Annotated in this window: 15 protein-coding genes and 3 pseudogenes; 6 read left to right on the top strand and 12 right to left on the bottom strand. The window is 50.8% G+C overall.

Annotation, left to right across the window (positions count from 1 at the left end; translation table 11 throughout):
• Window positions 1-105: 105 nt before the first annotated feature.
• Window positions 106-1,005 (top strand): LysR family transcriptional regulator, encoded by a 900-nt coding sequence (locus tag BM025_RS16895; RefSeq protein WP_085850567.1) that lies wholly within the window; start codon window positions 106-108, stop codon window positions 1,003-1,005.
• Between the two features lie 252 nt (window positions 1,006-1,257).
• Here BM025_RS16895 and BM025_RS16890 read toward each other — a convergent pair.
• Window positions 1,258-1,616 (bottom strand): annotated as a pseudogene (locus BM025_RS16890) (site-specific integrase); the annotation flags it as partial.
• Between the two features lie 657 nt (window positions 1,617-2,273).
• On the opposite strand from BM025_RS16890, the gene BM025_RS19250 reads away from it, so the two are divergent.
• Both BM025_RS19250 and BM025_RS16875 read left to right on the top strand, forming a co-directional pair.
• The gene (locus tag BM025_RS19250; RefSeq protein WP_090875444.1) at window positions 2,274-2,429 is read left to right on the top strand and encodes a hypothetical protein; all 156 of its coding nucleotides are present in this window, start codon (window positions 2,274-2,276) and stop codon (window positions 2,427-2,429) included.
• A gap of 258 nt (window positions 2,430-2,687) precedes the next feature.
• A complete protein-coding gene (locus tag BM025_RS16875) occupies window positions 2,688-4,817 on the top strand; it encodes an ankyrin repeat domain-containing protein (protein WP_085850569.1) in 2,130 nt (709 codons plus the stop codon).
• 540 nt (window positions 4,818-5,357) lie between these two features.
• Here BM025_RS16875 and BM025_RS16870 read toward each other — a convergent pair.
• The 4 genes from BM025_RS16870 to uraD are packed head-to-tail and all read right to left on the bottom strand — an operon-like array spanning window position 5,358 to window position 8,701.
• Window positions 5,358-6,638: a TRAP transporter large permease gene (locus BM025_RS16870; RefSeq protein WP_085850570.1), complete on the bottom strand. Its 1,281-nt coding sequence runs from the start codon at window positions 6,636-6,638 to the stop codon at window positions 5,358-5,360.
• The gene (locus BM025_RS16865; RefSeq protein WP_170842220.1) at window positions 6,635-7,129 is read right to left on the bottom strand and encodes a TRAP transporter small permease; all 495 of its coding nucleotides are present in this window, start codon (window positions 7,127-7,129) and stop codon (window positions 6,635-6,637) included. Before BM025_RS16865 ends, BM025_RS16870 begins: the two co-directional genes overlap by 4 nt.
• Window positions 7,130-7,139: 10 nt before the next feature.
• Window positions 7,140-8,132 carry a DctP family TRAP transporter solute-binding subunit gene (locus BM025_RS16860; protein WP_085850572.1) on the bottom strand — a complete coding sequence of 331 codons (993 nt, stop codon included), beginning with the start codon at window positions 8,130-8,132 and terminating at the stop codon, window positions 7,140-7,142.
• 17 nt (window positions 8,133-8,149) lie between these two features.
• The gene (uraD, locus tag BM025_RS16855; RefSeq protein ID WP_085850573.1) at window positions 8,150-8,701 is read right to left on the bottom strand and encodes a 2-oxo-4-hydroxy-4-carboxy-5-ureidoimidazoline decarboxylase; all 552 of its coding nucleotides are present in this window, start codon (window positions 8,699-8,701) and stop codon (window positions 8,150-8,152) included.
• Window positions 8,702-8,800: 99 nt separating this feature from the next.
• Here uraD and BM025_RS16850 point away from each other — a divergent pair, with 99 nt between their 5' ends.
• Window positions 8,801-9,745 carry a LysR family transcriptional regulator gene (locus BM025_RS16850; protein ID WP_085850574.1) on the top strand — a complete coding sequence of 315 codons (945 nt, stop codon included), beginning with the start codon at window positions 8,801-8,803 and terminating at the stop codon, window positions 9,743-9,745.
• Between the two features lie 1,122 nt (window positions 9,746-10,867).
• Here BM025_RS16850 and BM025_RS19555 read toward each other — a convergent pair.
• From BM025_RS19555 to proC, 7 genes and pseudogenes are all read right to left on the bottom strand, one after another.
• Window positions 10,868-10,984, bottom strand: a pseudogene (locus BM025_RS19555) (IS110 family RNA-guided transposase); the annotation flags it as partial.
• A 28-nt stretch (window positions 10,985-11,012) separates the two neighbouring features.
• Window positions 11,013-12,188: a hypothetical protein gene (locus tag BM025_RS16845; protein ID WP_139204590.1), complete on the bottom strand. Its 1,176-nt coding sequence runs from the start codon at window positions 12,186-12,188 to the stop codon at window positions 11,013-11,015.
• Window positions 12,112-12,891: a hypothetical protein gene (locus tag BM025_RS16840; RefSeq protein ID WP_085850576.1), complete on the bottom strand. Its 780-nt coding sequence runs from the start codon at window positions 12,889-12,891 to the stop codon at window positions 12,112-12,114. Before BM025_RS16840 ends, BM025_RS16845 begins: the two co-directional genes overlap by 77 nt.
• A 1,167-nt stretch (window positions 12,892-14,058) precedes the next feature.
• Window positions 14,059-14,334, bottom strand: a complete 276-nt coding sequence (locus tag BM025_RS19680; RefSeq protein ID WP_306455997.1) for an Lrp/AsnC ligand binding domain-containing protein — start codon at window positions 14,332-14,334, stop codon at window positions 14,059-14,061.
• A complete protein-coding gene (locus BM025_RS19675) occupies window positions 14,322-14,471 on the bottom strand; it encodes a winged helix-turn-helix transcriptional regulator (RefSeq protein WP_342027568.1) in 150 nt (49 codons plus the stop codon). Before BM025_RS19675 ends, BM025_RS19680 begins: the two co-directional genes overlap by 13 nt.
• A gap of 306 nt (window positions 14,472-14,777) precedes the next feature.
• The gene (locus BM025_RS16830) at window positions 14,778-16,064 is read right to left on the bottom strand and encodes a glutamate-5-semialdehyde dehydrogenase (RefSeq protein ID WP_211753585.1); all 1,287 of its coding nucleotides are present in this window, start codon (window positions 16,062-16,064) and stop codon (window positions 14,778-14,780) included.
• 36 nt (window positions 16,065-16,100) lie between these two features.
• Window positions 16,101-16,880, bottom strand: a complete 780-nt coding sequence (gene proC, locus BM025_RS16825; protein WP_085850577.1) for a pyrroline-5-carboxylate reductase — start codon at window positions 16,878-16,880, stop codon at window positions 16,101-16,103.
• Between the two features lie 188 nt (window positions 16,881-17,068).
• On the opposite strand from proC, the gene proB reads away from it, so the two are divergent.
• A complete protein-coding gene (gene proB, locus BM025_RS16820; protein WP_244515890.1) occupies window positions 17,069-18,313 on the top strand; it encodes a glutamate 5-kinase in 1,245 nt (414 codons plus the stop codon).
• A gap of 226 nt (window positions 18,314-18,539) precedes the next feature.
• A pseudogene (locus tag BM025_RS16815) lies at window positions 18,540-18,713 on the top strand (IS110 family transposase); the annotation flags it as partial.
• Window positions 18,714-18,730: the final 17 nt, after the last annotated feature.

The raw sequence follows: 18,730 nt of genomic DNA, 5'->3' as shown, positions 1-18,730 counted from the left end.
TCGGCCCCGCTTCTGCCGTGATCAATGACGATGCTTTGTGACTTTGCTGTAACAAAGCAAAGTTAAGCTATGGGGAAATCAAAGCCCAACTATGGAAATCCAAAAATGACTATAAGCCCCTCACGCCTAGATTCTGTTCGCGCCGTTGCTGAAGCGGGTTCTTATGCCAGTGCTGCACGCCATATGGGCGTAACGCAGCCAAATGTTTCTGGGCAAGTCCGTGCCCTTGAAAAACAATTCGGCGTGCGGCTGTTTATACGCGAATCGGGGCGTTTACAGCCCACCTCGCTGTGCCTCAAACTTTGCGATCTGGCCGAACGCGCCGCCGAGGCTCAAAACGAAGCCGAGCGCCTGTTGTTAAGCCGATCGTCTCTGCGCGAAGGAAAAATCACCATTGGTTTGGGCAATGCGATGCCCGGTATGGCCTTGGTTTCAGCGTTTCATCGCGCCTATCCCAGTGTAACGCTTGAGGTGGAAACGGGCTCGCATCAAAAAATCATTCGCGCGTTGATGAGCCATGAATGCGATATTGGGATCCTACCCGATGTGCCTAAAGATCCGCGTTTTCGTCGCGAACATCTGGCCCCTTGCGAAGTAATCGCGATTGCGCCGATCGATCACCCGATGGCACAAGCAAAAGAAGTCAGCGCAGCTGAACTTGCCCGCGAGCCACTTATTTTCCGCACATCTGGCTCTTCGACCCAGCGCGCGCTTGAGCGCATGTTTTCCCGCACGCAATTGACCCCCCAGCCGTTCTTAACCCTTGATGCGCGTGATGGGCTTTACGAGGCAGTGGTGAATGGATTGGGCATCGGATTTTTGTGGCGCGCCAGCACAAGCCGCACCGATGGCGTTGCCCGCTTGCCGATCACAGAGATGCGCGGTCTCACCACCCACGAGACAGTTTTCAACCTTAAAGAAAACGAGAACCCGATCATTGAAGCCTTTTTCGGCATAGCCCAAACATACGCAAAAAACACGTCGATTGGATTGAATAACCCCTAAGTTTTTAGATGCCTTGCTTGATAGCTTTAGAAGAAAAGAGCCTTATAGAAGGCTAAAATTTATTCAATTCCGTCATACAGTTTATTTAGTTGATAAGTGAGCACTAGGGAGGTGCTCTGTCCCCTGAAAACTGAACCATTTTGAGCTAAAGTTTTCTGCTTTATCCTTTTGGTTGGAAAAAGGCGCGAAACCGTTCAACAAACGATGGCTTTAGGAGCTATCTGGTCAAGTTTGACAACGCCCAGGTCAAAAATATGCGGAGCCGACCATCAGCGGGTCCTCCATCCACTTCTCCACCGAGGCGCGGGTACGTCCGGGGTTTTCAAACCGCACCGGTTTTTGGGTTTTACTTTGCAGCACCGACGCCCGTTCTTTGATCGGACCGCAGGCCATGACATCGACTACTTTTATCCGACCAAGGTCGCAGCCGCGCAATTTGCTAGCGATCGCCATATTGAACATAGCCAGATCGCGATGGTTTTCGGCCAGTTCAAGCCTGACACGCATCGCCCAGACATGTTTGGGTGATGCGGACGCTTTTGACCAACAATGCGACCCTTGCTCCAAGCAGGGCGAAGTGCGCGAATGGCCAGTAAGTTTGATGTTTGCATGACAGTTTCTCCTGTTCGCCACGCCCTCCCACATCGACAACCCGACGTTGACATTGCATCAAATCACAAAATGCTGCGCAGCATCCGAGGTCGGGTTAGAGCCCAATCTACTTGATGCTCAAATCTGCACGAATGGCCGCTATCATGAGAGCTATTAAAAACCTTCAACAACCTCTTAGGATTTGAACGGCGTTTTTAGCAGCGTCAATCAGGACAGTTTGGACATGTACCAAATGGGATGTTGCGACGTGGCATTTGTTAAGACGGCCAAAGTCGGCTTAGGGCCGTAAACGTCGATTGATACTAAGGGCGGAAACCGGACCTTAGCTACACCTGCACACATCTTTCTGCAGATCGGTGAAAGCGGTCATTCGAGGCCGCGAAAGCCAAACCAACCATGCTGCGCCAGCCATCAAGATCAGCTATGCGCAGGTAGTGACCTTTGCAAAGTCTAGGCCTCGTGCCGAAAGTCAACAACGGTGCCATGGCAGCGATCGGGAGGTACGAGCCCATATTATCAGATGTGCGATTGGCATGAACGGCGGCGACGCGGACCTTCGCCAGCAAAACTCCCGAAACCTGTCCCCAACTTGTCCGCTGCACTCCCCCCGTGCTTGCGTCATCTTGCTGATATCCTCAAAATAAAAGGAAACTAGGATGACCAAATCGATAAACATGACCACTAAGGCCTCCGCTCGCATTCAATCCGCAGGCGCGGCGAAGACAGGTGGTCAAACCGCCAAAGGAAGTTTCGCCGCACGTGCCCAAAGTGCGGCAGCGAAAACCGCGAACAGCTCCAGCGCTAAAAAGTGAGCGGTTCGGGATGGTGGACACTCCACCATCCCGCTATTGAGGTAAATAAGTGTATTATTCAAAAGACAAAGAATTGAACAAAGTAATTGCAGACGAGGTTTTTTCTGGGGCGCGTTTCGCCCATGGAAAGAAACATGCCAAGCTATTTCTCGCTGGCGGCGGCCTTCTGGTGTTTTCCCGCACACCAAGTGATCGAAGGGCTTTTAGAAATGTGAAAGCAGAGTTAGCACGACTGCATCGGAAACAGGCACAGGTATAGTGGTTTACGACCTTACTCCCATCCCTCAACCATCCGAGATTGTCGCCTTTTTAATCCGTGCGATGTCCCATGTCGACGATGCAAATGAGGCGGGTCTCAAGAAGGAGCTACAGCGCCTTCGAAAAGGCAAGCCGTTGTCCCCCGAGGCATCGAATGGACTTCTGAGAAAGCATCTTCGTGATTTTCACGACGCGAATGGTAATCAGGATTGGGGGGCAACCGACTTCCTGCCAATGCTTCAGGAATACACCCAATTATGCCTTCACCTTGATTGTGCCGCTTTACCTTCCGAGGTCGTGCGGGAGGTTTTTGACAGGGTCGCATTCGGCTGCTTCCAAGACCTATTTCGAAACGTCTTGCCCTCTACGGGGATCTCACCACGAGAAATACTTGGCAATCCCGAGCAAGCTACACAGCTTTTGTGGCAATCTCGGGTGAAAGACTTTGGGCTGACACGGCTTGCAGAAGAAATCGAGAGCAAGCCCAAATTACATAGAGGGGTTGAAAACTGGGTGGCGTCGATTGGCCGATGGTCTAAAGGCGATCACGATGTTCAGATAAACACGATCCTGGCGCTCATGAAGCACTGGGACCGCAGGTTCGCTCGTGCGCTGATGGTATGTAGGTTATACCAAAAGTACTGCAATCTCAGTTTGGTGGATTGTCGAGAACACATTCTAGGGTATGAAGTCCCATTTACTCGCGACGCAATTCAGTCGGCGATAGCAGAACTGATGCGAACACCGGCCCTTCGAGAAAGCTACCACCTCAGTGAAACACAAGAGAACTCCGTCAATGAAATTGCGCGACTGACAGACCCATACCGCAAAAAGGCGAAAGGTGAAGTCTCTACGATCACTGCGCTTTTCGAGAGCATGGACAACTCTCTGCATGGACAACCTCGTCTGGCAGGTATTGGCTTCTATAGGGGGCGCTATCTCGCGCAATTGGGAAAACTCGAAGATGCCCTTGAAGCTTTTGATCACGCTGCCAATTGGTTTAAATTTCGTAGCGCCGTTCAGCTGAAGAGTTGCCTTCACTACGTTCTGAACATTTCGCTGATGCTTGGGAGACGGCGGATTTATGCGAATTGGGAAGGGTTCTGTGACGGGCTTGGTTTGAACGTAGATATTCCAGATCCGAAACTGGCTGTGGCAAAAGACTTTCCTGAGCTTTTTCCAGAAGCCGCACCAATTTTCAAATCGCATCCCGTCGAAAACTATCTCGTTGATCTTCAAAGTTGGGGAAACCGCCCAGTCGACCTTCGAAACCCAAACCGAATTATCAAAGGGTATGGTCCCACCCCTACCCCGCAACTTGCACTTTTTGCTCACCTCGGGCAGGTCGACAAAGTCAAACAATTGTTAGACGCAGGCGCAGACCCCAACGCCTTGGACCTAAACGGTGGTTCAGCGCTGTTAAACGCATTGCAGGGTGGTGATGACGCCTGCTTTTGGGCCCTGCTGAAGGTAACGTCCCTCAAGGTCATTAACTTAAGAACCAAGGGCGGGAAGTCCCCACTTCTTGTGGCGGTCTCCGTCGGCAAAAAAGACCTTGTTCAAGGTATTGTTGAGCGAGGGGCTGATACTGAAATCAGGGGACCGTTGCATCAAACAGCTCTTTTCGAAGCGGTAGCACGGTTCGCAGATCCGAACGCTCTTGTCCAAACGGCAATACAAACCGGAATAGCAGGTGCTCATTTGCCTGCGTTCTTGCGCAAAACGACTTCGCCATTTCCGGATGAAGAAGGCTGCGCACAATCGCTTTCGGACCGCTCGCCGGATGAATTGGCAATTCTGTCTGAGTTGGCACAACACATTCTCAAAGGCGACAGCCCTGTAACACGTCAAGTTGTGCGTCTTCTGCTAGACTCCGGCGCGGATGTTAATGCGGTGGTTGGTAAAGATCAGCTCACCCCATTTTTGTATGCGGCGGAAATTGGAAACCCTTGGCTTCTAAAGGCATTGATCGATCATGGTGCCGACATTCGTTCGCGGGACGTGATTGGCGGAACCGCATTGTCACGCCTTCACTCCTTCGGTCATTCGGGACTGACCTCCGACGTCCTTGGCTGGGTTTGTCCGTCAGATCGGATCTGGTTGAGAGAAACAGCGATGCTAACTCGATGAGCCTGAGGGACGCGATTATAAACAGGCGTTCTGATCGTAAAAGAACCTAGACAAGCTTCTTTTCATTTGTGATCCGCTTCCAGACACATCCATTGCGACTCCTCGAACGGCAGCTTCATCCGCGATGTGTGAGTTCGACGAAGCCCGGAGTTTGCGCTTGCGGCGAATGACCGCAAAGCGGGCTGCGTCCGCAGCATTTCGACCGGTCGGTGAATGGCGGGTATGGGCCGTTCGCGTCGATCGACACTCAGGGCGGATCCCAGACATTCGCTGCGGGTCGATGTCTATGTAAATACTGCAGGGAGCGCCAAACCAACATTACGAGGTTCGTTACTCAGAACATTAATCGGCATCCTGTCAGGTGCTGGGCTAACTATTGCAACTTTTCTTGAATATGCATTGGAGCGGCGTCTTGCCAATATGTGTCTATGACTAGAGGCTTTTGGTTTGCAGCAGCAGTCCGATCATTAAGCGGGCACTAGCTTAGGCTTATAGCACCGATGTCGAGTGTGCGGCCTGAGATGCCCTAATTATAAAACATTAGTACCCCAACTGCGTTGGCAACCAAGTCACGACAGAAGGCACCAGCATACACAGTAAAAGAACCGCATACATAGCGGCTATAAAGGGCCAACTTTCTCGAACGAGTTCGCCCATTTTAACCCCCGTGATGCCCGTGACAACAAACAGCACAACTCCGACTGGGGGCGTCAACATACCAATCACGAGATTTAGCACAAAGATGAAACCAAAGTGCAGCGGATCGATCCCATATTGCAGTGCAATCGGGTGAAACAACGGCACGAGCATAATGTAGGCGGCGTTCGATTCAAGAAACATTCCTACGACCAATAGCATGAGAGAGATCAGGCAAAGAAAAAGGAACGGACTGTCAGTGACGCCTTTCATCAAAGTGGCCAACTGCATCGGCAGCATGTCGATGGTGAAAAGAAACGTCACGGTTGAGGCAAAGGCGATCATAGCCCCTACCAACGCCGAGGTCTTGGCCGCAGTCAAAAGAACGTCAGGCAAATCCGAAAGCTTGAGTTGGCGGGTGACAAAAAATCCCAAAAACAACGCGTAACACACTCCGATGGCGGCCCCTTCGGTTGGCGTGAAAGCTCCAATAACGATCCCGCCGATGACGATGACTGGCATCAAGAAAACCAGAAACGAACGGCGGGATTCTCGTATTATATTTGCGAACGAAAAGGGCTCGCCAGCCAAAGGGTAATCGCGCATCCAAGCGATAAGCCAACACAACCCCATAAGAGCGACAAATAGGATCAGGCCCGGCACCACACCTGCCATGAACAATCCGCCAACAGAGACACTAGATCCCGCCATGAAAGCATAAACAATCATTGCACCAGAGGGGGGAATGATCGGTCCAAGATTAGCAGCGGCAGCAACGATGCCGGATGAAAACCCCAGACCGTACTGCTTTTTCAATGACGGAACGAGCGTCGATGACAGAGCTGAGGCATCCGCAACGGCGGCGCCAGAAACTGACGCCAGCCCCGCCCCTGAAATGATCGCGACCTGAGCTAAGCCGCCGCGCATTCGCCCAACAAAGGCATTCGCAAAGCCGATTAGCCGATCCATAATTCCACCTTTTAGCATCAATTCACCCGCCACCATGAACAGCGGGATCGACATCAGTGGAAAAGAGTTGACCGAATTCATCAAGCGCGGCGACAGAACTGCCAGATCGAAACCCGACATCCAAAGTCCCGCCAGCGCGGACACGCCCAGCGAAAATGCTAAAGGCATTCCAAGGATTGCGAGCACAAGGAAAGTGACAATAACAAAAAGGCTCATGATGCCACCTCGGCTGTTTGGTCGACGATGGGACATAGGGCGAGATGGATTAAATGTAGCGCCCCATGCGCAGCGGAAATGATTACTGGAATGAAAAAGACGCTCGAGGTCATATTTATGGCACCAAGGCGTTCGGACCACGTGGCGGCTGCAACGCCTATCGCGGTCCAAAACACGACGAGCAACATCAGTCCCGCCAACAGGTTCATTATGCGTGCGATGGCGCTGCGTAAACCTGCGGGCAACTTGTCCACCAATAATGTGATGCCAACGTGTGAGCCCTCACGGATACCAAGTGGAATAGCCAAAAACGTGGTCCAGACAAATGCAATGCGAGACACTTCGTCGGCCCAATCAAAAGATCCGTTGAAACCGTAGCGCATGACCACTTGCGCCGAGACGACAGCAACCATGGTGGCTGCGCCGAAAATCACGACAAGACGCGCGCCCTTATCAGCGCGCGTCAAAATCGTGGTCAGGATACGATCCACCAGCATGATCTTACATGCCAAGCTTTGCGGTTTCAGCGTCAAGCAATTCGACGAGTTCCGCATCAAGACGGGATTTAGTGTCGGCGGCAACACCTGCAGTGTTTTCGCGCAACGCTTTGGCAAGTTCAGTGGATACCGGAGTATAGGTCATGCCCTTGGCCTCTAGTTTTGCAAGACCGGCAGCATCCTGCTCGGCAGCCAATTCACGTTGATAGACAATCGCTGTTGTCATTGCGTCTTGCACAATTGTTTGCGTGTCTGCATCCAACCCGTCGAACCAATCTTTGTTTCCAATGACAGAAATGAAGTCAAAGAAATGGCCTGTGTTGGAAACGTATTTCTGCACTTCGGCATAGCCTGCCACGTCAATAATCGCGAACGGGTTTTCCTGTCCATCAATCACACCTTGTTCCAGTGCAGAATACAATTCTTTCACGTCCATCGCGACAGGATTGGCCTCGAGCGCACGGAAGGTTGCGAGGTGAGTTTCATTCGGCTGCAAGCGAATTTTCAGACCCGCAATGTCTTCGGCAGTTTCGATGGCCCGTACGTTGTTGGTTAGGTGACGAAAGCCTAGTTCCATATACCCCATTGAGGTCATGCCTTCTTCAGCCAGCTTGACATCAAGCGCCGCGCCGACAGGACCATCTGCGATTGCAAAGGCTTCTTCACGACTTCCGAACTGAAACGGCAGGCCGATTGCTTCCAACTCAGGCACCGTGCGCGTCAGGTAAGCAGTGCCCACCCACATCAACTCGATAGCGCCAATTTTGACAGCCTGTACGTTTTCCGCAGCACCGCCAAGTTGCTGTGCTGGAAAAATATTCACATCGATTTCGCCATCCGACAAACGCTCAAGCTCTTCTTCGAATTTTAGCATGGCAAGAGACGAAGAATGCTCGGCCGCAAAGTTGCCCGCAACTCGGATGGTGTCCTTGGCGCTCGCACTGACAGCAGAGATGGCCAAAAATGACGTAGCGATAAGAGGGAGGAAATTTTTCATGAGAGGTGTTCCTAAATTCAGGTGGTTTGTATTTCAATTGATGGTGTGGTGAAAGCGCGTGCGGCACGTGCGCGAATGACAGACGTAATTTCCGCTAAAGTGGTGACATGCTCTTCAACAGGATCCGCGGCTAAGCGTTTCTCGAAAAGCAACAGCAACGTTTCCAAATCAGGAACGCGGTGCAGCGCGATAATGAAGGGGTAACCAAAGCGCGCCTGATAGGCAGCGTTGAGCTGCACCAAGCGGGTATGCGTTGCGGTTGCCAGTGACATCAATCCAAGACGTCCTTGTTCCCCCGTAGATTCTTCGGTCATTTGACCATCGACCGCTTCGCGTCCTGCCAACTCGGGATGAGCGCGAAACATAGTGATCCTACGTGACGCTGGGGCGGTGAGAATGACTTCTGCCAAAGCGGCTGCTACATCGGCATCACTTGCAAATGGACGCCGATCAACGGCCCCTTCAGCAACCCAAGTTGAGCGCTCAGCCAATGGTGCAATCATGGCAAGAGCCTCTTCGCGGGGTGCAGAATTTAGCTGGGATAGGCAGTGGGAAACAGTCAAGGTCATAGTCAGCTCTTCAGTGGTTGTTCCTTACACTAGGCATTTTCTTCCAACCTAATCCATGACATAATAAGCAACAAAGTATTCTAATTATTAGGATGGAAGATGGCACTACACCTAGTCCCACGCAGCCTTCAATATGTTATGGCTGTTGCCGAACACGGGTCTATCCAAGCGGCATCGCGTGGTATTGGTCTCGCTGCTTCGGCGATCGACCGCCAAATCAAACAGCTCGAAGACCGGCTCGGCGCCCAGTTGTTTGATCGAGTTTCCACAGGGATGTCTTTGACGCCAGTTGGCGAGATGTTGGTCCTGTTGGGCCAGCGGTGGCAAGCCGATGAAAACCGTATCTGGTCCGATGTGAAGCAAATGCAGGGGTTGGATGTTGGCCATTTTAAACTGGTTGCAATGGACAGTCTCATGAATGGAATCGTTCCAGATTTTCTTGGTAGGATTGCCGATAAATACCCGCGTGTTCGGGTGGATGCTGACGTTGCGACCCCCGACGATGCCGCTGATGCACTAAGCGAGGGGCGTTCGGATATCGCGCTGGCTTTCAATCTACGCCCACGCCGCGACATTCATGTTGTATGGAGCACGCCATTACCGCTGCACTGCGTTGCGGCAGCACATCACCCATTGGCCCAAGAGCGCTCAGTGAACCTGAGCCAAGTGACAAAACACGCAATTGTGGTACAAAGTCGTGTGCTTGCCATTCGTCGCATGTTGGAAGCACGGTACAGTTGGATATTTTCCGAAGATTTACCTCCTGTCGCGACCAATTCATTACAGCTTTTGAAGCAGTTGGTCATGGCTGGTCGGCACGTAGCGCTAACATCGGTGTTGGATGTGGGGCCAGAAATCCTTGCTGACCAACTTGTGGCAATTCCTGTCGTGGGGCAAAAAATCGTACCGCAAAACATCAGCGTTGCTCTCAGCGCCCAACGAGTTCTACCCCGAGTGGCAAGCACGTTGGCGCAAGATTTGGCGACTGAGGTACAGACAATGTTACACGATATAGAAAAAACGATGGCAAGCCGCCAATTGTAATCGTGTTCGACTTTACGTTTAACAGCCCGCTTTGGGCCGTTCGCGCGGATCGACACTAGGGATGCAAACCAGATAATCGCTGCATTCAGCATCAAAGTCTGCAAAATCAGAACCGCTGCCGCCAAATAATCAAAGAAAGGGGAGGGAATTAAAGGCGTCATTTTCGCTACCCATTCATGATATGTTCTTGATATATAATGGCATTTTCTACCCACAAAAATAATTAAAAACAGTAACATTCATCGGTTTGCAAATCCGTGTACAGGAGTTCGATTCTCATATTCGCCTCCATTTACTCTCAATGGCTTAAATGGCTTTCAGCTTATTGGTGATTGAAAGTCTAAACATTTTGTTTTTGTTATGTTCGCATTCTCTGTGCAGTTTGCGCTCGGACTTTCTGCCTCACTTGCTTTGTGTAGTGGCTCACCGTTTCAGAACTTTGACCAGTTACTGCAGCGATAAGATCATCATCACCCCCAACCTCTAGCAATTCGCAGGCAGCGTTGTAGCGCTAGCTGTGAATATCGTACGCGAGCTTTCCGAACTCGTGTCAACCATTCAGCCAGCACTCGGGTGGCTACCAAGCAAACCTGACGGGACGCTTCTGCCTCTTCCACTTCCGGATGGCGCACTGTTTGATCGTTCACCACGCTTTTTCAAAGCTACAGATAATCTGTCGATGAAACACTTAAGGTAATTTCTTATGATGGGGATAAACGGTATGGCAAGTGACATTCTTAGGGAACTGCGTCAGCTAAAAGTGTGAATAGCGAGCTTCAAAAGAGCATGCGCAATGTAAGGTGTCGAGCTCTCGATGGGTTTATCTTTCGCATCTCGAAACAAGTCCTACTGGGATAAAGCGCGGCATCGATTGTCTGCTTCTCTAATTGGGTGTTTAGGTCAAGCTCTTTTTTCTTGTTATGTTGGATCATTGTCACTCACCCGGGTCACGTTTCTCTTCGCAGTCTGGTTGATGCCGTGATGGCACCGCTGCACGCATATGTCGGATCGGACGTGGAGAGCCTTGCTTTGGGGTGCGCTTCACGTTGCGCAGCAGACATTTTTGGTTTCTTCTATTACCAGACAGGGCATGTTTACATGCCCGAGAGGGCACGGCCCTCAGCTCTTCATATGAACTGGGCTGAACCAACCAGAGCGCAGGACCTGCGCGATGCCTCGTGTATCCTTCTTGTCTGTTTTTCTCCGCATTCCCGACAGCGCCGCATTGACCTGACGTGTTCCATATCCGAGTTGTTATTAGCAGCCTTTATCCAGAAGTTGTGACACCACATTCCCCCAAATTTTTGAAAATGCGTGTTGGAGCGAGTTCGCCATTGGAGATTAACTCCAACAATTCGACCTCACCTGCTGAATTACTGTCAACCAATACGATAATGGAGTCGCTTGCGTTCGGTGCAAAGCGGTTCTTGTGCAGCACGAAAAGTGCTTTCCTACCACCGAAGTAGATGTCAGGTACTTCAGAGCCCACTTTCGCTTTTACCAGCCCGCATGAAAACCCCTTGTATCCAGCTACCGCAATTGCCGCAAAAACGTCTTCCCTTGGCATAACGACGTTGCGGCCCCCTTCATTAGCACTGTCCAAAACGCTCCCGCTATGGTCTATGATTTGAATGTTCTCAACGACTGAAACTTGGAACTTAGCGACTTTTTCTGGCTGTTCTCCTTTTAAGACGAAGAGGTCCCGGACAGTAGATAGCATACCGGCGAAGTTCTCGTTCAAGCCCCTTGAGCTCGCTTCCTTGGACTCGCAGACATTACCAGAAAACAGCGGGTTTGGATCCAGTTCCGTGGTAATGATGCGCCAGATTTTTTTTGTCGCGGGGTTGATCGAGACTTGCGCAACGACCGCAAGTACTGGCCTGTAAATGCTACCTTGAGCTTCATTTGCTGGAGGTAGCCGGTGAAGTAGCAATACACCGTCGACGTCCCCTGAAAAGTAATTCGTTCCAAGCTCTGAATTGTTGGTAGTGTTGTTCACAAAAAAACAGTTGGCGCGGTTAAACCCAGCTTTTCGAAACGCACTGGCTAAGTTTTCAGGACTTTCAATTTCGCCCTGTTCAGGTTCTAGTACCCCTGCGGCGTCCAAAACCTGAATTGTCCGATCCAATCCCTTTGGTGTTTTGCCGGCGTTGAACGACAGGTAAAACTCAGGTAGGGCAGTTTGAGCTTCCTTCGCCAGAGCAGCAGTCTTGGCACCCCCCATGGCCAAAGGGTCGGCTTCAGTTCTCAATTGGGCACTTACTATTGAGTAACTTGCGGGTGAAAACAGAATGTCATTCGGCCGAATAAATTTCCTGCGCACATAGTCCTTGCTGGCCAATACCGGCAATTCTTCTCGTAGTTCGCTAAGCGTGTGAAAGCACCGTTGAGCCGCAATTTGAGTTAGCGTGTCTGAAGCAAGCATGCGAGCGAGCGAGAACATAGGTTTGATCGGCTTTTGAACTTAATCCTTTTCTTTCAATATCTTGAATGTATTTTTCGCATTCTGATTGCAATGTTGAAAAGTCAGAATGACTTAGTCTCTCAGGAAAGTTTATTTTATTTCGGTTGGTGAAAAGTTCGCCAAACTTCGGTTTTCCTTCAGTTTTGAGCGGCCAGAACGCGCTTCCGTCTGTTTCAAGGTTGGTGATAAATGGTGCTTTCGAATAGACGAAACTGTCGACTTCAGTGACTTTGATAAAGACACGCGAATATCGATTTTCTACCATGTTGGTTCCGACGCGCAGTTGCATGTCTTCGTTAAAAAAGCCTTCGTCCCCTAGAGATTTTGCCAGCTTCGCCCAAGCCGACGCAAAACCGCTTGCGGCTTGCCCTCGTTCTGCGATCAATTCTGCGCTTTCTTCATCGTCATCAACTTCGAAAAAGAAGCGGGGCAATTCCTTGACCAAAGACGTTCCGTCAATGAATTTTCCGGCTTGCTGTAGGGTCTCATCGGCGAACTCGAGCACTGCCCCTACAAGGTCTTCATCTTCTTCGTAGTCCCACCCTGACTTGGTCGTGAGGGTTGCGTTGACAACAAGAGCCTCGGAGCTTCTCCCTGTAACCATGTAATCACGCGAGCAATCTGCGTCGTTTTGCTTGATGAAATCTGCACCTGCGCCGAGGCCAAAGACAAAAACGGGCATAAAAACTGAGTCTAGCCCGCTACCAGAACCGCGACCAACACCCTGTTATGGAAGGAACTCCGTTTGTGATGTCTAGGTTTTCAGATCCAATGCTTATCCATAGTGAAGCTGAGTTTGCGGGATTCAGTGTATAGCTTGTCGACTTGTACTCACCCTTGGCATTTATCCGCTGTAGATAGGCCTTCGGACTACTGAAAGTTTGATTATTTGACCTTGAAATAACTTTTCTGGTTCCAGACGTACAGGTGATGGATATCCAATATTGTTTACCCTTTTCGATCTTTGAGCCAGTTGCTGGTTTTACCTTAAGATCATAGCTTTGCGCAGCCGCGGCACCTGCTAGGAAAAAAGTGACTAAGTACAACAAAGTCATGCCCGTCGCAAATACCAGCTTCATCACCTCAAATCCCCAATAAAATAATTCTTAAAATTGAGAAGTAAGTCATGATTCGTGTCAAGGCTGTACATTGTCGATTGCGGCGCTCATAGCGTCGGATTTGAGAAGTGGTCGCGCGTGCCTTACGTGTTCATCCTAAGGACGTCGTTTTCAATTTGCCAAACCCAAGATGTCCGACAACAGTTCCTGCTAGCGGATCAGGGCCGCCTGATGGGCGCAAAGAGCGATACGCCTCAGGCATTGTGCGCATTTGGGGCAAAGTGGGTTGCCGCCATGGTGCAGATCATGTCTTGCGGACCATCGACGGTATTATCGATCTATCTGGAGTGCGTGCGCATTTAGTAATCGAGTGGCAGCGGTGCCACGCGTAAGGCCCAGTGCCAACAGGGGCAAGCACGAAGGCCTCAAAATCGCTGTCTTCAGCCACGAGCGGATCGCCAGTCAGAGCTTTGATGTAAGTCTACCGGCAAAACCAAGACACCCCGTCGAATGCCCCCAGCACTATAGCCCGCAAAGCTGTAAGGGGCTTGGTTTGCGGACCCCATACCCTGCCGGCAATGGGAACACATGACTGCTTCTGACAAATGCACAAATCTGATCTAAAATGTCTTGCTATGCAGGAGCCATTCACACAAGACATTCGATGCGCTTTGCATAGAGGTCGGCTGTGCGGGCTTTGTGAGCTTTCGACCTCTGATTATCAAGTCATCCACCAATATTCGGTCAAAAGGATAGCCGTTTTAACCATTGTTCAACCCAATTAACAGAGGTTAGTCGGCATCAAGGAGCAGATTTAATTCAGCTTCCTTTACCGTCTCCATAGCCAAATATGTGGATGTGCGCGCGACATGTGGTAACTCAGATAGACTTTCGACCAGAACTTGACGGAAGTCTATTGAGTCTTTTGTGCGCACCTTTAGTAGATAATCAAACGATCCAGTAATTATGTGGCATTGTTCTAACTCGGGAACATTTTCGGCGGCCGCATTGAATGCTCCAAGTGCCGCATCCGTCGTGTCTTCAAGTGTGATTTCTACAAATGCCACATGATTCTGATCGATCCTCTGGGGATCGAGGATGGCACAGAAACCAAGGATGAAGATTCACTGACAAGCCGCTTAAGTCTGACTCGGCACGTGGATGTCGAAATTTCTAGTTTTTTGGCCAAGTGGATAACACTCATACGACCGTCTAAAGAAAGCTCTTCTATTATCATTCGATCTAAATGGTCGAGCTGGGCGTACTCAGATATTTCAGTCATCGACGTGTCTTTCGGTTGCGTAGCATGTTTCTTGTGAATGGCTCGAATGTTAGGGCCCGCGCGGACAATTCCGCCTTTTCAAATCGTTGGAGATCTCGTGGTCAACACGCGCCCTAACGACGCATGTTGACCACGAAACATGACGTGAAGATTTTTAACCTGCTTTACTCTGATGGTTTGAATGGCACGTTACAGTTAACTTAATGCGCTTATCAAAAGTTCTACCATTCAAGGCCGCTGCTGTCCGTTTCCGTGAACGAAGTACTTATAGCTTGTGAGTTGCTCGGCTCCCACTGGCCCTCTTGCATGCATCTTGCCTGTCGCGATACCTATTTCCGCCCCCATACCAAATTCTCCTCCGTCCGAAAACTGGGTGGATGCGTTGTGCATGACCACAGCTGAATCGACCGCGCTCATGAACAGTCTTGCTGCTTCATTGTCTTCGGCGATGATTGCATCTGTGTGACCTGATGAGTGTGCCTGTACAAACTCGATGCCCTGCTGCAATCCCTCGACAATTTTAACCGACATAATGTTGCTTAGATATTCTGTGTCCCAGTCAGCATCAGCTGCCGCGATCATACCCGGTACGATTTTTTGCGCCTCTGCATCGCCGCGAAGTTCACACCCTTCAAGGGCGCCCACAATTCGTGGCAGGATCTGATCAGCTATTTTGTAATCGATCACGACACATTCCGTTGCACCGCAGATACCAGTTCGGCGCATCTTAGCGTTCTGAATGATCCCGATGGCCTTTTCGACATCCGCACTGTCGTGAACATAGGTGTGGTTGTTGCCATCCAGATGCAACAGGGTCGGCACACGCGCCTCTTTTTGCACCAGTGATACCAGTCCGCGGCCCCCACGCGGGATGACCAGATCGACGTTGTCCGTGCTGTGCAATAGCAACTTGACCGCCTCTCTGTCGCGTGTGTCCACAAGCTGCACAGCATCTTCGGGAAGACCAGCGGCCCGCAAACCCGCCGCTAGACAGGCCACAATGACGCGCGAAGACTGCAAGCTCTCAGAACCACCGCGCAAAATCACCGCGTTACCAGACTTGATGCATAACCCGCCTGCATCTGAACCCACATTCGGGCGTGACTCGTAAATCATGGCAATAACACCAATCGGCACGCTGACCCGTTCTATGTGCAACCCGTTCGGACGCTCAAACGACGCAAGGACTTTACCCAATGGATCGTCCTGCCCGGCAATCGCATCAAGCGCATCAGCCATATCCGTGATGCGATCTTGCGTCAGGCTAAGCCGGTCGATGAACGCGTCATCCTTGTTGCTGTTTCGAACACTTTCAAGATCTAGGGCATTGGCCGTCAGGATTTCTGGCGCTTGGTCTCGCAGGGCTTTTGCAGCCTCGTACAGGGCAAGGTTGCGCTGCTCGCTGGTCGCCATGGCAAGCATTGGTGCTGCTGCCTTGGCGCGCCGTCCCAGATCCAATATAACGGCACCGACATTCAGGTTTTTAGCTATTGTTTGCGTACTCATGGTATTCATCTATTTGCTCCTAAATGTCGCACGAATGCGCTTGGATTATTTTAGTTCGATTGCACGGCTGTAGGCCGCTTGAACGGTATTGCGAAACAATGCTTCAAGCTTGTGATCGCGCATCAGTTCCTCCAGCCCCGCTTGCGTCGTGCCGTTCTTGCTGGTCACTGAATTGCGTAATTCTTCCAATGTGTCAGGCGATTGTCGCGCCGTTTCGACCGTACCTGCAATCGTATCCATCACCAAAGTCCGAGCTGTCTCGTCATCAAAACCCATTGACTTTGCTGCCGCCATATAACTGCGCATGACTTCAAAGATATAGCCAGGCCCACTGCCGCTGATGGCAGTCAGACGGTCGATCTCATCCTCGCTGGAAAGCTGAATGCATGTGCCTGTTTCGGCGATTAGTACTGTAACATCGGCTTTTTGCTGCTCTGTACATTTGTTGTTCGCGTAAAGGCCGGACACTCCAAGCCCGACCATCGCCGCCAAATTCGGCATCACACGAATGATCGCCTTTTCTCCCGCAATTCCGACGATTGTATCAATGCCGCAACCGGCAGCGATGGATACAATACATCCGTCTGGTTTCAGCGAAAAGGCATAGTCCGGCAGCACGTCAGCAATCATTTGCGGCTTGATCGCTATCAACATAACGTCAAATTCCGCAGCGTTCAGTTCTGCCATTTTTGAGACATGCTTCACACCCTTCGGAAGGTCTCTGGCGGCAGGGTCCGCGACGGTGAAGTGATTATTGTCGTTGCTGGCCCATTGGCGCAGCATTGCTCCACCCATCTTACCGCAGCCAATCAGAAGTATGTTCATTTTAGTCTCCGATTATCCCATCACGTCTCACGCAGAAAAAGTGCTGCGTCGCACCACAAAGGTACTAGATCGTTCGAGTATTTTTTTCGTCGCCGAGATGACATGGCATAGGCCGCTTTGGGGCGTGCAACGTCAGCGTCATTGTAATCACGCGTAGGCTGCGTGTTATACATCGGCGAATCGTTTGAATGTACAGCACTACAGGCCTGCGCCTTATTAAGCAAATTTGTGCTGTATTATTTAGCAAAATCAAAATGATATCGGAGATGTCTGTGATTGAGAAAAAAAGAATTGTTGTCAAGATTGGATCCAGCCTTCTGGCAAACAGCGACCGGCTTACGCTTCGCTATGCTTTCATGAATGGCCTGATGAGCGATCTTGCACAGCTGCAAAAAGAAGGTCACGATATCATTCTTACCTCGTCTGGGTCCGTTGCTCTGGGGTTGAACATGATCGGCAAACGGCCAGAAGATGCCGGTATTTTGGATAAGCAAGCGGCGGCGGCCTGTGGCCAACCGCTGTTGATGAATGCCTATCGTCAGGTTGCATCAGAACATGAATTAGAAGTCGCCCAGATGCTTGTGACAGTCGAAGACATGGAAGATCGTCGACGGTTTTTGAACATCAAGAACACCATGATGCGGTTGTTCGAAAACGACATTCTGCCCATTGTTAACGAAAACGATTCCGTAGCCACGCGTGACCTTCGGGTTGGCGATAACGACCGTCTGTCCGCCAAGGTCGCGCAGATGGTTCAGGCAGATTTGTTGATAATTTTGACCAGTGTAGAGGGACTTTTTGATCGCGACCCTGCAGATCCGGAAGCCGTATTTATCCCAGAACTGGAAGACGTTAGCGAGCACCTTGAATCTACGACGAGCATTGGTGCATTGGGCACCGGCGGTATGCTGACAAAGATGCAGGCGGCGAATATGGCCCAGAATGCCGGCTGCGAGACAATCATCGCAGAAGGTATAATCGAGCGCCCATTGTCATCTGTTCTGAACAATGAACGGCGATACACCCGATGCCTTGTAACCGGCGTGACCGCATCCCCTCTGAAAATATGGCTTAGCAACAGGTTGCAGGTCTCGGGAACTCTCGTCGTGTCAAACGAAGTTGCCGATTCTGTGGCCGCAGGCGTCAGCAGCATCGGCATTTGCGACGTGATTTCAATTCAGGGCGATTTCACTAAGGGCGACGTATTGCATGTTTACAATGAAGATGGTGACGAAATTGTCCGAGGTCTAACGAACTTTTCGTCCGAAGAAACTATGCTGCTGGCGCGGAATCTCGACATGCCTGTCGAGGACGTTATCGGTTACAAGACAAAAAGCAATGTGATCAGTGCTGAAAACATCTTGGTTCTCGAAGAAAAGCACCTTTCTCTTGATGCGCCAGAAGACGATCAAAAACTTGTCATCCCATTGTAAGTGCTCAAGGGCGTGTGCGCTAAGTAAGGAATTGCTTGCGCATCACAAGCCCAAATTGGTCAGCACCCCTAGACCAAAACCGGACATTTTCTGCACCTCAGAACGCGGTTAGGCAGGGCTCATTGCTCGGTGTCGCTGCAATCTGCGTCAAAATGTATCGGCTGCCTCCCCCAGCAGGTTAGACTGAGCTTAGATTTACCTGCACAAAGGAGAGGTAGCATGGCGAAGACTGAATTTGAAAACGGTTTCCGAGAAGACACAGGACCAGCTCGATTTGCAGGCGTTGCAGCGAGTCCGCTCGCGCTTGGTGTCGCGTCGGACGGCAACCATCAACCAGATCTGCGCGTTTCTGATCGAACAAGGGATCACGGTGCGCAAAGGCCTGTCCGAAGCCCAAAGCTGCCGCTCGTTGAACTA

The organism is Pacificibacter marinus (assembly GCF_900109555.1).
GTDB classification, from domain to species: domain Bacteria; phylum Pseudomonadota; class Alphaproteobacteria; order Rhodobacterales; family Rhodobacteraceae; genus Celeribacter; species Celeribacter marinus_C.
Note: the sequence above shows the minus strand (reverse complement) of the source record. Positions and strands in the feature narration are given on the sequence as shown.